The organism is Aureispira sp. CCB-E, assembly GCF_031326345.1.
In the GTDB taxonomy this organism is placed as follows: domain Bacteria; phylum Bacteroidota; class Bacteroidia; order Chitinophagales; family Saprospiraceae; genus Aureispira.
On the sequence record NZ_CP133671.1, the window covers coordinates 220,411 to 234,926 of the forward strand.

Annotated in this window: 12 protein-coding genes; 4 read left to right on the plus strand and 8 right to left on the minus strand. The window is 34.2% G+C overall.

Translation table 11 applies throughout. The annotated features are described in order from the left end of the window. Nucleotides 1-20: 20 nt before the first annotated feature. Nucleotides 21-974: a GYDIA family GHMP kinase gene (locus QP953_RS00920; protein WP_309553674.1), complete on the plus strand. Its 954-nt coding sequence runs from the start codon at nt 21-23 to the stop codon at nt 972-974. 107 nt (nt 975-1,081) lie between these two features. Here the strand turns inward: QP953_RS00920 and QP953_RS00925 are convergent, their stop codons facing one another. The 3 genes from QP953_RS00925 to QP953_RS00935 form a co-directional block, all read right to left on the minus strand. Further along, a complete protein-coding gene (locus QP953_RS00925) occupies nt 1,082-1,912 on the minus strand; it encodes a hypothetical protein (RefSeq protein ID WP_309553675.1) in 831 nt (276 codons plus the stop codon). Nucleotides 1,913-2,377: 465 nt separating this feature from the next. Next, nucleotides 2,378-3,151: an MBL fold metallo-hydrolase gene (locus tag QP953_RS00930; protein WP_309553676.1), complete on the minus strand. Its 774-nt coding sequence runs from the start codon at nt 3,149-3,151 to the stop codon at nt 2,378-2,380. 62 nt (nt 3,152-3,213) lie between these two features. Next, entirely contained in the window at nt 3,214-3,768 is a 555-nt protein-coding gene (locus tag QP953_RS00935) for a hypothetical protein (RefSeq protein ID WP_309553677.1), read from the minus strand. Nucleotides 3,769-3,980: 212 nt separating this feature from the next. On the opposite strand from QP953_RS00935, the gene QP953_RS00940 reads away from it, so the two are divergent. Continuing rightward, on the plus strand, nt 3,981-5,015 hold the full coding sequence (locus QP953_RS00940) for a diphosphomevalonate/mevalonate 3,5-bisphosphate decarboxylase family protein (RefSeq protein WP_052596321.1): 1,035 nt from the start codon (nt 3,981-3,983) through the stop codon (nt 5,013-5,015). A 50-nt stretch (nt 5,016-5,065) separates the two neighbouring features. Here the strand turns inward: QP953_RS00940 and QP953_RS00945 are convergent, their stop codons facing one another. Continuing rightward, nucleotides 5,066-6,478: a hypothetical protein gene (locus QP953_RS00945; RefSeq protein WP_309553678.1), complete on the minus strand. Its 1,413-nt coding sequence runs from the start codon at nt 6,476-6,478 to the stop codon at nt 5,066-5,068. 746 nt (nt 6,479-7,224) lie between these two features. On the opposite strand from QP953_RS00945, the gene QP953_RS00950 reads away from it, so the two are divergent. Continuing rightward, nucleotides 7,225-8,376: a T9SS type A sorting domain-containing protein gene (locus tag QP953_RS00950; protein WP_309553679.1), complete on the plus strand. Its 1,152-nt coding sequence runs from the start codon at nt 7,225-7,227 to the stop codon at nt 8,374-8,376. Between the two features lie 577 nt (nt 8,377-8,953). Further along, nucleotides 8,954-11,101, plus strand: a complete 2,148-nt coding sequence (locus tag QP953_RS00955; protein WP_309553680.1) for a T9SS type A sorting domain-containing protein — start codon at nt 8,954-8,956, stop codon at nt 11,099-11,101. A 187-nt stretch (nt 11,102-11,288) separates the two neighbouring features. Here the strand turns inward: QP953_RS00955 and QP953_RS00960 are convergent, their stop codons facing one another. From QP953_RS00960 to QP953_RS00975, 4 genes are all read right to left on the minus strand, one after another. Continuing rightward, nucleotides 11,289-12,224 (minus strand): lactate/malate family dehydrogenase, encoded by a 936-nt coding sequence (locus QP953_RS00960; RefSeq protein WP_309553681.1) that lies wholly within the window; start codon nt 12,222-12,224, stop codon nt 11,289-11,291. Nucleotides 12,225-12,328: 104 nt separating this feature from the next. Then, the gene (locus QP953_RS00965) at nt 12,329-13,081 is read right to left on the minus strand and encodes a DJ-1/PfpI family protein (RefSeq protein WP_309553682.1); all 753 of its coding nucleotides are present in this window, start codon (nt 13,079-13,081) and stop codon (nt 12,329-12,331) included. A 124-nt stretch (nt 13,082-13,205) separates the two neighbouring features. Then, nucleotides 13,206-13,784, minus strand: coding sequence for an NAD(P)H-dependent oxidoreductase (locus QP953_RS00970; protein ID WP_309553683.1), 579 nt, complete (start codon nt 13,782-13,784; stop codon nt 13,206-13,208). Nucleotides 13,785-13,862: 78 nt separating this feature from the next. After that, the gene (locus QP953_RS00975) at nt 13,863-14,351 is read right to left on the minus strand and encodes a Crp/Fnr family transcriptional regulator (RefSeq protein ID WP_197043829.1); all 489 of its coding nucleotides are present in this window, start codon (nt 14,349-14,351) and stop codon (nt 13,863-13,865) included. Between the last annotated feature and the right edge of the window lie 165 nt (nt 14,352-14,516).

Genomic DNA, 14,516 nt, shown 5'->3' on the forward strand with positions numbered 1-14,516 from the left:
AACCATAAAAATATTTACTTATGAGCTTTTCTATGCGTACCAACGGAAAACTACTCTTGACAGGAGAGTACTTTGTTACGGAAGGAGCTGTTTCTCTAGCATTACCAACCCAACTTGGACAAACATTAGAGGTACAACAATCCAATTCAAAAGGCGATTCTAAATTGATTTGGAAAAGCTATTCTAAAGACAATACGATTTGGTTTCAAGCAACCTTTCAACTACCTAATTTTAAAATCATCGCGTCAGAAGGTGGAGAAGATCATCTTGAAGTAGCCGAAAATTTGCAAAATATATTAAAAGAAGCCCAAAACCTAAACCCAAGTTTCCTAAAAGAAGTAAAAGGAACTTGGGAGGCGCAATCTGTTTTAGAATTTTCAAGAGATTGGGGACTTGGTTCTAGCTCTACATTAATCACAATGATTGCCGAATGGGCTCAAATAGATCCTTTTTTATTGTTAGAAAACACCTTTGGAGGTTCTGGATACGACATCGTTGCTGCTAAATCAGAGGGACCTTTGTTGTTTCAAAAATTTAATGGCAATAATCGTTGGGACAAATCTAATTTCAACCCTGAGTTCAAGGATCAACTCTATTTTGTGTACTTAGGAAAAAAGCAAAGTTCTAGAGAAGCTTTAGTTTATTATACTGTTACTCCACCCGAAGAACGAGAAAGACCTTTGCCTCGTATTACGCAAATCACACATGATATTGCCCAATACACACATAATCTAGAGGACTTTGAAGCATTAATTGAAGAACACGAAAACTTGGTACAAAGCATCATTCAACAGCCTAGAGCAAAAGAGTTGTATTTTGAAGATTACTGGGGAGAAATCAAATCGCTAGGTGGCTGGGGAGGTGATTTTGTTTTGGCAACTAGCAACCAGTCAGAAGAACAAACCAAAGCTTATTTTCAAGAAAAAGGCTTTGATACGGTATTAAAATACAAAGAGTTGATTAAGGAGTATTAAATATATTACTATGTAGTGACTATATAAAAGGTTTGAAAAGGCATATCACGCAATCATTTTCAAACCTTTTTTCATTAAGTGTCATTTTTTAGTAGTTAAATTGCTGTTCAATCTAACACAGACAAAATACCTTTCTGTAAATCCTTTTTAGCACTTTCTTTGTAGCCAACTTGACTAAATACTAAAGTTCCTTCTTTGTCAAAAACAAGAAAAACAGGATATTGATTTAATAAAGCATCATCTTGTAAATTGATGTCTATTAAGATACTACTCTTATCTTCGATCTTGTCAAATGCAAAAACCTTGTCATAATTAACCGTTTTCTTAACAGGAATATACACATAATATTGCTTTGCTTTAGCAGCTATATTTTTATAAAAATCATTCATTCCTGCCATCGCTTTAAAACAAGGAATACATTTTTCATTCCAAGTCTCAATAATAATATATTCATCTTTTCCACTCAAGTGAATTGAATCTAAATCTGAATTTAAAAATTGATAATGTGACAAGTCAGGAATTTTTCTATTTATTGATTTTGCCTGAATTTCGAAATCATAGTTATTCCTAGCATTCACTCTCATTCCTTTGTCCCATACATTATAAATAGAAAAACTATATAAATATATAAAAGCGACAACAAAAAACTGTACCTCTTTCTTTGGAAATTTATCTTTGGAAAAGAGAGCTATACAAAAAATAAAAAAAGCCATATTTATTGGACTTATTAAGCTGTATAAACTAATCTTCTGCGTATATAATGATAGTAATACATAGATAGTCGGTCCTATAAATTTAATTATTTTTAGCTTAATGTGCTCCTCTTCTACAAAACAACGAATGATAAAAGAAGAGTAAAAGGTATATCCTAATCCTATAAAAATGCCTAATAACCCAGGTTTATTTAAATCTAAAAACAATAATCCCCAAAAAATCATAAGGGAAAATGTGTACACCAAATAGTATAACATAGTTATATATATTTAAAAAGGAAACTATCTTTTTTGATAGCTTCCTTGAAGGGTAGATTTATCTTTTTCAAAGAATTCTACACAAGGAAATGTTTACAAAAATCCACATCTACTTATTATTGACTCTTACAACTATTTGGAGTTAAATCGTCACCAAACACCCAATTACAGTTATCAAATGATGTAGCTATACTTCTCCAAAGTTTGCGTTTCAAAATTAAATATAATTTTGTTTATCGTTAGAACTGCTAAAATCTTTCACCTTAGATTGAGTTGTGTAATTGAATCCATACAAATCTAAACTTAGATGTGAAAAAACAAGAAAAGAACAAGTTAAATAAGTGTTATTGCCGCCTATCTAAACAATTCTTCGTAAAATTCAATAGTTCCTCAAATACCTCGTTGTAATATATCTATTTTTAATCTACCACACTACTCAACCATTTCCTCTGCCTCCAAATAACGACCATCTTCTAATAGCAAATACCTTTGCTCCATTTTCTTGGACCATTCGACCAGATCTTGGGTTCCAAAATTGGTTGGCACATAATAAGGTGCTCGTTCAAACAAGCCATAGTGCATTGGTATCAAGCACTTTGCATGAAGCAACTTAGCCGCAACAAATGCCTGTTGAATACTCAGCGAGGCTACTACTGGACTGTATTCTAGACCAATCATAGTAAAATTAACAGTTACCCCATTGGCAGGCAAAAAAGCATAATCAATATCTTTGTTTTCTTTTCCTAACCTCCAAAACTGATTGTGCCACATAGTATCGCCACCATGAAACACCTTCGTTCCCTCTCCTTCTACAATCCAAGAAGATTGAATGTCTCCAATTCCATCCATTGCAAAAACAGGTTTGAAACTAATTCCGTCTTCAGCATAAGTCTCTTCTAACTCTAAGAAAATAGCGTCAAAATTTGCCCTTAGGTTATCAACTAGTGGCTTTAGAGCTGCGTAGATTAATAATTTCCCATCTGGCTTTAAGCATTTCGCAATCAGTTTTTCATCAAAATGATCAAAGTGTAAGTGCGTAAAAATAATATAGTCTGCCTTAGTATCATCAGAAAAAGACACCAAATCTACTTTGGGTTGCCCCAATACGGGTTTATACGCCGAAAAATCTTCTACGGCGTCAATTAAGATTGTTTTCCCCGAAATAAGGAGTTTTACTCCTGCCCAGTTTAATTTTTGAATTTTCATATTACAGTATTTTTGTTTCTACAAAAAAACATCAAACGCAGGAACAAGGCAATGAACTTCGGTTAACTAATCCGTTTTCGGATTCGACTTAAGGCTTGGGGCGTTATACCAATATAAGAAGCCAAATATTTTAAAGGAATCAATTGCAAAAACTCTGGTCTATGTTGGAGGAGATATAGATACAAATCTTGGGGGGTTGATTTTAACCGTTGAATTTCTTTGGCTGTCTTATCCCGCAATTGTTTTTCTAAAAAAAGCCGCTGATAAGTATTGCACTGAGGCGAGGCAACAATAAGTTTTTGAACTTCCTTCATCTCTGCCACCCACAACACACCATTGTCTATTGCCTCATAGTAAATCTGTTTTGAAAAACTATTCTTCTCAGTTACAAATATATCTCCTGCCAAATAAAAATCTAGGGACAATTCTTGGTCGAACTCTATTCCAACATTTAGATAATACTTTCGAATGGTTCCTTCTTCTAAAAAACAAAGTATGTTATTAGGGATTTTTCCTTTTGGCTCTACATTCATCTTTTGGAGTTTTTGCCAAATTTGATCCTCTTCCTTTAGTGGATAACGATTAAATATTTCTTTGTTTATTTTTGTAACAAGCATTCTCTATTAGGTTTTGTGTCGTATGCAAATTGCCCTCTAAAATTCAAATTAAAACGACCAATATAAAAATGGAGTTCATAGCAACTGCGCAACAAGTAAAAACAAGGCATCTAACAATTAGACTTTCGGATGATTTGTTTTTTAAAAAAAAGAAGGTATTTTCATAACAAATTACCCAAACAGATTTAAAAAACATAAAAAATACAATTTTCATGAAAATAACTTGGCGTAGTCCCTCCAATTTAGCTCTTATCAAATATTGGGGAAAATATGGTCGTCAATTGCCCAAAAATGCTTCCATTAGTTTTACCCTTCAAAATGCCTATTCAGAAACTTCGTTAAGCTATACTCCCAAAGAGGACAATGGAAAAATAGAACTTGATTTTTTATTTGAAGGCAAAGAGAACGAAGCATTCAAAAACAAGATTGTTCGTTTTCTAGAAAGTATTACGGAATACTTTCCGTTTCTTACAGCTTACAAATTGCATTTAGAGTCACACAACTCCTTTCCTCACTCGGCTGGAATTGCCTCTTCTGCATCTAGTATGAGTGCGTTGGCGCTTTGCCTTTGCAGTATGGAAAGAGAAGTCAGTATCACCATGCCAAATGAAGAATTATTCTTTCGCAAAGCCTCAGATATTGCTCGTTTGGGTTCAGGATCTGCGAGCCGTTCTGTTTATCCTTACTTGGCATTGTGGGGCGTTACTGATTTAGCAGAAAATTCTTCCAATGAATATGCCATTCCTTTTGCCAAACAGGTTCACGAAGTTTTTCACAGTTTTCATGATGATATTTTGATGGTTAGCAAAAAAGAGAAAAGTGTTTCTAGTACAGCAGGGCATGCGCTGATGGAGGGCAATCCATTTGCAGAAATTCGTTACCAGCAAGCGCACCGCAACTTAGAAAAACTTTTGGTAGCCCTAAAAGAGGGCGATTTGGCAACTTTTGGAACCATCACAGAGCAAGAAGCCCTACAATTACACGCTTTAATGATGACTTCTGAGCCTTCGTATATTTTAATGGAAGGCAATTCTATAGAGCTAATCAAACGTGTTCAAGCTTGGCGCAAAACAACAGGAAATCACCTTTATTTTAGTTTAGATGCAGGACCTAACCTCCATTTGTTATATCCTGACTCGATCAAAAATGCTGTTCAAGAATTTATAGAATCCGATTTATTAGATTTCTGTGAAGGACGGCAGTACTTGAAAGACCAAGTTGGCAAAGGACCTATTAAGCTGTCATAATTCATAATTACTTATAGGTATACTGTCTGTAAAACTTAACGGACAGTATACTACATTTTTTCGCCTAGTTGCTCCAATAACCACCGCTTTTCAGGTAGTGGATTGGTCGCTGTTATTTCTTCTTTCAAGGCAGCTTTTTGTTCTTTTGTATAAGCATATACTACCTTTTGTGTGAATCGAATGGTATTTAAAAAACTTTGTTTGTGGGTAGAACTCAACTCAGATTTTCGGCGAACAAATTGTGCAAAACTATGCAAAAAAGACTCTAACAAATCAAAGCTTTCTTCAACAGCATAGATTTTAAGCAACAATAATTTTGCTCCTATCGTCATAAACAAGTCGTCATATTCCATTGAAATCAAAAGCTGTATGGCTTTATCATAATTTTTGGTAGCAAAGTAATAATTAGCTGTATTATAATGCACATAACTTTCCCGATGTTCTGGATGCAACAGATATTCTCCTTTAGGTATTAAATCTTTGACAGCATCGAACTTTTCTAGATGCAACCCAATAGTTACCGTGTTTTTGTAAGCAATGTGACTCAAATAATCATTTTCTAAAAGAACCCCTGTTTCTATCCCATTCATATACAACTCAAATGCTTCTTCTATATAGTAACGCTCTCCTTTATTCAACCTCTTAATACAATAATTGATAGCCATTTCGTACAACTCCCTAAATTCATCCTTAGGCAAAAGATTTGGATATTCTGTAATATAACTTTTTAACCGAGTATAATTATCATCGTCCTCTGGTTTGGTCAATGCCATATAACAAGCATGATACAACTGTATGCTATGAATAGAAGCATAGTTCCCTGCTTCTATAGCTACCAAGATGGCTTCTATAAACGGGATGTCATACTTTGTCTTAAATAAGTTTTGGTGTGTAATACTAATACAAGCATAACGCAGTGTACTCAAGACAAATACCACAGAAGAACTATTCATTACTTCTTGCAAATGAAGACTCGTACTAGTTGGCTGATCAGTATCCGTTTCCAAACGAAACAACTCCAACTCCAATTGATATTTTGTCCAATAATATTCTTCATTTCGAATTGTTTCTTCTGCCAAGTTATTCAATAAAGCTTGTTCTTGTTTTTCGGCGTCCTTTCTCAAATCTCTTTTTCGAAAACTCCTCAACAAAAGAATTTCTCCATTTTTTTCGTCCGAAACATACTCAATATATCTGATAAAATTTTCTAATACATCTGTCGCAAAAGACATGACATGACGCAAACGGGCCATGTTCATTTTTTTATTCGGGTACAAATGTTGGAAAACACGTTCTCGGTCTGTTGTTATAGGTGTGATTCCCTTTCTTGAAAAAAGATACTCAAACAATAACTGAACATCTTTGTGTTTGTTGTGGATAGGGGATTTTATCCATTTCTTAAGCTGCCGAATCTCTCCATCATCCAATGTCTGATACAGCCTTATCAATTTGCTTTTATACATGATAATAATTATTAGAAAAGGCTTTTTAGCCATCAATTATTCATTGTGGGGCGAAGTAATTTAGAGTTTTTTTCTGATAAATAAGAATTCATTTATCTCAAGTTATTTAGCTTTTTAAGAAAATAGAAATCTCTGTATAGGAAGATCATTTGTAATTTTTTTTCTTTTTTAACATAGCACTGACACTAAAAAGAAAAAAAAACAGTAGATGGCATTATTCATGTGGCTAATTAATTGACACTATTTATCTAATTTTGAGTAATCATTTTTACATAATTATGATAATAAACTCAAACGGAAGTTTTACTTACCATCTATTATAAACACTTATGTAAGGATATTTATTGATTTGCAATAAGTTCATTTATTTTTAAATCAACATATCTTAAAACAAATTTAACACAGGATATTACTTCGTAATAAAAAAGCACAATAAACTGAAAAACAGCAATTTATAAATTTGTAAAATAAAAAACTAACTCCCTAAATATCAACTTGTTAGCTTCATAGTATTTTTATAATAACAATAATAAAAACAAAATGAATACTATGAAATATCTGATAAAATAAACTTAAAAAATGTATAAAATAGCTATTACAAAAGAGTAAATGGCATTTTTAAAGCTATCAAGTACATTATTTTTTCTGACAAATGGTCTTTTTTGTATTACACTATATATATATAATGTTATAGATTTGTAAAACACACAAGGACTAATAGCAATAATAAATTAAAGCACGCAATTATGAGACTCACTATACTTACATTTGTTTTCATTGTTTTATACCACGTATCTGTTGCCCAGATATCGCTTGCTAATAGTAATTTGCAAAACAGTAATAACTGTCCATTAATGGAGGTGAGTATTAACTCCAATAACAATAATGGCATTGTTGAGGTCTCTTATTGCAACCACGGTAATACTACTGCGGTAGGTGCTTATGTAGAAATCGAGGTTACCAATGAGTTATTAATTACACAAGCTACCATCCCTGTTTACTCTGTAGTTGGTAAGAAATACACCTTTCACCTCGGTAATGTTAATAGTTCGGAATGCGCTGCATTCTATATTGAAATACCTAATTCTGAAAAGAAAATACATTGTACTAATGTACATATATACCCCGACAACCCTTGTCAAGGAATGATTAACCAATTCATTATCAACAATGCAGGCAACAACAGTGATAATGGTGTCGGGAATGGAAATAACAATGATGATACTAATGATACTAATATCAACACAGCAGTTACAACCACAGCAGCCAATATGCAATATAGTGCTCCTGGACCACCTGTTTTAGGTCAAGGTAGTAGTTCTGTTTTTGAAGATCATGTATTCTTAGATAATATTCCAACTTGGGATAGTTTATTATCTGTTTTGACTACTAGTGGTGTTCAACCAAACTTAGTTATTTCCAATAATGGCGCAGGAACAGCCAGCACCATTAATGATTTGAATGATATTACTACCTTGTTTTCTGCGGAACTATGTTCTAATAATAATCAAGGAGGAGGTCCAATTATTTTAGATATTCATAGTCAAACAACATCATTGGCTATAGGCGATAAAACAGTTTATGGTACAACACCCAATACAACTGTTTCTGCTGTAACAACAGAAGTTAAAGATTATACAAAAGAAGATAAAGAAGTAGTCGTACATTTATTTCCTAATCCATTTAGTACAACGGCTACAATTACTATAGATGGCGCTGATTACCAGCAAACAACACTAGAAATTCTAGATCTTGCAGGTAAAACCATCCAATCGTTACAAGTGAACAAACAACAAAGCATTACGCTTCATAGAGAAAATCTTAGTCAAGGAGTCTATCTCTATCGCTTAATTGGAGATGACATTGCTATTCATACAGGTAAATTCGTTGTTCGTTAATTCAGTGATCTGAAAAATCACGTTAAGTTTACTTACAACTAACTTCACCATTACAGTTGAGAGAATTTAGTCCATTCTCTCTATTAACAAGTTGAATTTCTAAGGTTGGATTATAGATTTTCCAAATCTTAGAACAGGCAGAGTTATGCCTAATTTTATCAGAAAAAGTTCATTACACAAATTGCTTGCAAACCTATTTGAATGATAATAGTGGCCGTAAGGTCACTGTTATCTAATAATAGATTTGTTCTTTAATATTGCTTATTTTTTAAACTAAAAGTTAATTTTTATTGCTTAGAAATAGTAGGAAGGGTGGTCAAGAAATAATGAATTCAAATGCAGCTTCGTGGGGACGATTAGCATAGGAACAAACCTGACCATCTTCCGAACTTTCTATCATATAATGTCTAGTCAACATTGTATGGCAATCCCTTTTTTTTCTTAAGCCTCTTAATAAACAGTACAGAGTCGTCTTAAGTCTTTATGTTATCATTTATTGACTTAAAAATATTAGTCATTTACGTTTCAGGTCTCTGAATCACAGTACAAATCTTACTAATTAAAAATTTAAACTATCATGATTAAATTTAACCTATTCTTTGTTTGCGCATTGGCACTTGCAAACCTATGCTCTATAGGAGCCAATGCTCAAACTAAAATTTGGGGTGCAGGAGCTTCAGCTGGTTCTGCAGATGGAGAATTCCAAAATGCATTCACACAATCAACTACCTCTGGTTCTTACTCCGCTACTTCTTGGACAGCACTTTCTGTCAATGAAGGTGGTGGAAGTGTTACCCCAGGTAATGCCTATTGGACAAGAAGTACTTTAGGTTATTCTCAAGGATACTATGCTGCTCCTGTTGGTTCAACACCTCCTCCTATGCCATCACCTTCTCAAGCGAATGGTGTTGCTATTTTTGATTCTGGCTTTATGGATAACAATGGAACTAGTGCTCAAGGTGTAGGTACATCTCCTTCTGCCCACAGAGGTGAACTAATTTCTCCTCGTATTGATTTAACAGGATATGCGAATACACCTTTAGTCGTTCAATTCTTTTCTGAATATAGAGATTATGATGTCGCAGAATTAAGCGTTTCTATGTCTGTAGATGATGGTCTAACATGGAGTACTCCATTTGATTATAGAGCTTTGCAAGCTGCTAATACATCAAGCATGGTTCGTGTTATGATGCCTGACGTTACCAATGGTGTAGCTAACTTAAGTCAATGTCGTATACGTTTTGTTTTTGATAAAGAATATTACTATGCAATGATTGATGATGTAACAATCGAAACAGCTCCTGCTTATGACATCGCTATTGGAACCCCAGATCCTAATGGAACTAATTTGAGGAGTTCTATCGATTTTGTTAAAATTGGAGGAAATAGATATCAAGCATTGTCTAACATAGACCCAACCAATACAAACGAATGGTTCTGGGGAGCAGAAGTAGTTAACTACGGTGCTCAAAATATTTTGCCAGCTAATAATGCTAAGATGCATGTTGTTATTGATTTTTACGATGAAATTAATAATGCTTTGACTCCTAATGTATATGTTGATAGCATGGCTATTGATACGGTAATAGGTGGCGATGTTAATGGTCGTCTATTTGTTGAAGAATTGGACAATATCAACTTTATTACAGCTAATGGAAAAGGTAGCTACCGTGCAAGATATTGGGTAACCCATAACGGTACCGATGCTGTTGCTACAAACGATACCGTTTCACACATATTTACGATTACAGGAACAACAACTAGCTATATTTCTAAAGCTAGAATAGCAACTGCTGATGGACGCGTCTTCTCTTCTCGTAGTGTTTTCCCTGGAGTTAGTAGCCCTATTAGTGCCTTTGAATATGGTTCTGTATACTATTTCCCTAAAGGACAAGCAAGTGGGTTATCAATTGACTCTATAGAATTCCGTTATCAAGTACCTAATGGCTATACTGGTCCAGCATCACAATCTATGGCTGTTAAAATCTATAGATTAGTTGATGGATCTGGATCTTCTGCTTCAAATGGTCTTTTGGATAGCGATGAATTGACAGAAGTTGGTTTGGCTGTTGCACCTTTAACTGGTCTTGGTACCACAACTGCTGCGGGAAGCTATAAAGTAGCTACTGTATCTAGCTTTGTAGATGCAAGTGGTGCTGCAATGGGTGGCTTGGATAATCACGGTTTATATTATATTTCTTTGTTACAAGATCCTGCTAATTTAGGTGGAGCCATGTCAACCTTCACATCAACAACAGGACTTTGGATCGGTGCAGACGAGTATAACTATAGCTTAAATGCAGCCATGTCTATGAACGATACTATCATTAACCCATCTCCTTCTTCTAGAACAGATGCTGGTGGTTCGACTAACTGGAACTGGTTAGGTTTTGGGGCAAACATTGTTCCTTCTATTGGTATTCACATGGCACCATTCCCATTATCAACTAGTAATCCAGTGATCCAAACAGGTGAGGAAGTTGGTCTTACTGTATTCCCTAATCCTGTATCAACAAACTTAAACTTTAAAGTAGAGTTTGAAGAAGCACGCGATGTACGTTATATCTTAACAGATGTTTCTGGTCGTGTATTGTTAATGTTCAATAGTGATAATGTGACAACAGAAACACAAACTATCAATGTAGAGCGTTTCCCTACTGGTGTTTATTTCTTGACTGCTGAAACAGATAAAGGAGCTAAGACACAACGTATCATTAAAAAATAAATTTAAAATAACAGTTTCAGTTTGTTAAATTGTCCGTATCCGATTAACAATCAGTATAATTTACAGACGCGGTAACTATTAAATTGGTCCCTAATTCTTTGATAGATTAGGGACTTTTTTTATGCTTTTTTCCGTAAACTGTGAGCAACTATTCTAGTTCTTTGGCAATCCTTTTCTATTATGAGTTTTATTCCTTTAATAACCCTTCTAGAGCCATAGCAGCTTGCTTCAAAGCAAGTACTTCTTTTTTGCTAAGTTCTAATAAGTTGACAATTGTCACTGTTGACCGTGCTATGCTACAAGGCAAACTAATAAAAATATCTTCTTGGATTTCCAATAGCTCTTTATAAAAAGAATTTATATTGATAGACAAAGGCATAAATTTTGGCTTTTTATTTTCTCCTACAAAACCTTCAACAATCTGACAAACGCACTCTGATACACCATATTTAGTAGCTGACTCTGTTGCTCTAATTTTAGTAGCTGCCATTTTCAAATCACTCAAGAGTTGCTCCTTTTCCTCTTCAGAAAGCAAACTATCAATACTACTATCTGTATTTTTATTCGCTAATTGGCTCTGTGAGTAAATAGGAGTCATATGCGCTCCATGTTCCCCCAATACCAAGGCCTGAACACCATCTATATCTATCTTCAAATGTTTGGACAATAGATACTGCAATCGAAATGTATCTAATGAGGTTCCCGTCCCAACAACCAATATCTCGTTATGCAATACTTGACGAATCCAACAACTAATTAATTCTACAGGATTTGTCACTACAATTATTATCGCAGATTTTAATAGTTTTTTTCCTTTAAATACTTGATCTACAATTTTTTTATTGTGCTGAGCAACACTATTTCGATCCATTCCAGGAGCATTGCCATAACCTGCACTATAGATAATTATGTTCGACTGACACAACAATGCATCACTATTAATAATAATTGTATTGTTCCGAGCAGTGGCTGCATGTTCGAGATCAAGCAACTTCCCTTTGATTTCCCGAATATTTATATCCATCAAATTGAACAAGGTGCCTGTAAATTTGGACAAAAGTAATGATGTTGTTACTCCTCCTACTTCGCCAATACCTATAATAGAGATGACTTGCTTACCCATTATTTTATTTGCTTTATGAGATAACGAAAAGCAAAGGAGGGTATTTTACATACTTTTGCTCCCTCCCTTTACCTTTCAAAAAGATAAGCTAAAAGCCCTTCTTTTTATTTTTTCCAATTTCTAAGTCTATCAATATACAAATACTCTTCGACAAATTCTCTATGCGCAGTACTAGTCATTTTTTCTACTAAATTCAAAGCAGAAATGTAACTGGTTAAATTTCCATTTGAGGAACTAAATTTTCCATCCTCAACAAAGGTTACCAAACTGTCATCCTGAACTTTTAAATTGGGATACTGTTTCTGTAGTTCCCGACCACCTCCAATGTAAGTAACAATTTTATGACCATCTGCAATTCCTGACGCACCGATTAGTTGAGCTCCTGCGCAATTACTTACTATATATTGAGTTTCTTCGTTTTTCTTTTTTATAAAATCAATCATTTTCACATTACGAACCTGTGTATGCATGTCGTAACCACTTGGAATAAATAAGGCTGTCAATTTAGGACAATTATCAAATGTATAATCAGGAACCAAATGAATGCCTTCCTCTGTCGTAATGGCAGCCTTGGCCTCAGCTATCGTTATGACATTAAAAAGTTGTTCGAAATCTCTACTTGGCTTGCCAAAAACATCTGACGTTGCAATAACTTCTCCCTGCAAAACGCCATCGAACATAAGAAGTCCTATTGTTGGTAGTTCAGGTTTAAACGGTTTTAAATGTTTTGCTAATCCATCCTTTTGATTTTGTTGCTGGGGAGTTGGACTTGTGCCTTGAATGGTTTCTGGTTCTGAGCTGTTGGTATTGCAGCCAACTATAATAGTGGCCAATACAATAATCATTAATTTTCTCATTTTTATATTTTTATATTTTTTAATTATTCAATCGTTCGTTAAAGCTACTCAGTAGTAACATCGCTGACTAAAAGCAAAGCGTTCACTAGGTTAGCATTCAAAATCAGCCCATTGGCACCTACAATTATTTCAAATGACTCCCCATTTGCTCAATTTTTTCAATCCATTTATTCCTCCATTCTCTTGTGGAATCTTTCAAAGGACCAATAGACGTTATTCTAACAGGTTTGATGCCCGTAAAATGTAAAATGGATCTTTTTATAGAGTGATGACTTGGCTTCCCAAACAGGAGTCCATAACTCCACCTAGGCTGGTCTAATGTGCAAATCACTCTGGCACTTCTTCCTCCTAGCATTTTGTCCCACCAAAGAGAATTTTCTCTTTTTTTATATGAAAATGGCGCTAAGAATGTTCGATCAAAAAAACCTTTCATAATAGCAGGAAAACCTCCCCACCATACAGGAAAAACAATAACAATGTGTTCACTCCATCGTATTTTTTCTTGAGCATCTACCAAATCTGGCTCCAATTCCATTCTCTTTCGATAACCAAATTCAAGATTAGGGTTAAAATCTAATTCTCGAATAATAATTTCTTTTACTTCTGCATTAGATGCATTGGCTCCTTTTTTATAAGCATTACTAAGACCAAAATTGAAACTTTCTTTATCAGGGTGTCCGTTAATAATGAGTATTTTTTTCATCCTATTGATGTTTTTATTCGCTATTGTTATTTTCTCTGCAAAACTCAACATAATAGGAGATAATTCATTTGATATAAATCAAATTCGATTTTTAGGATTCCTTATTCTGCTCAAAGTTTCTAGTGTTATTCCCAAATAGGAAGCAATATGCATCAGAGGGACTCGATTGGTTATATCAGGGCGAATACCAATCAACTGCTCGTACCTCTCTTGAGCTTTATTGAATAATATAGAAGATAGTCTTTCTCGCAACCCGAGCATTGTTTGGGTAACTACTTTGCTAATCAGTCGTTCAAAATCATGGTATTTATTACAAAGATTATCTATCGCATCTCTCGAAATTTCCATAACTATCGAATCTTCAACAAACTCAATATAATGAGGACTTGGTTCTTTGCTAAAAAAGCTGACAATGGAACACATAAATTCATTTTCAAAGGCAAACCAATCTGAAACATCTTTTCCATCTTTTAAATAATAGGCTCTTGCACAACCCTCTATAATCAAAAACGCTTTGCCTGAAAATTGTCCTTCTCGAACAACTACTGTTCCTTTATTAATCGTCATTAAATTCGAATTAGCGATAAATTCACGTTGACATTCGGCAGACAGTGGCGCGTAAATTTCACCAATTTTATTTACTATTTTTTCAAGTTGCATTTTTAAAATTATAAATCATATAAATCCGAAATTGAGAAAGCTAAAGATAAACAATCTCTATTCAAAAGCTAG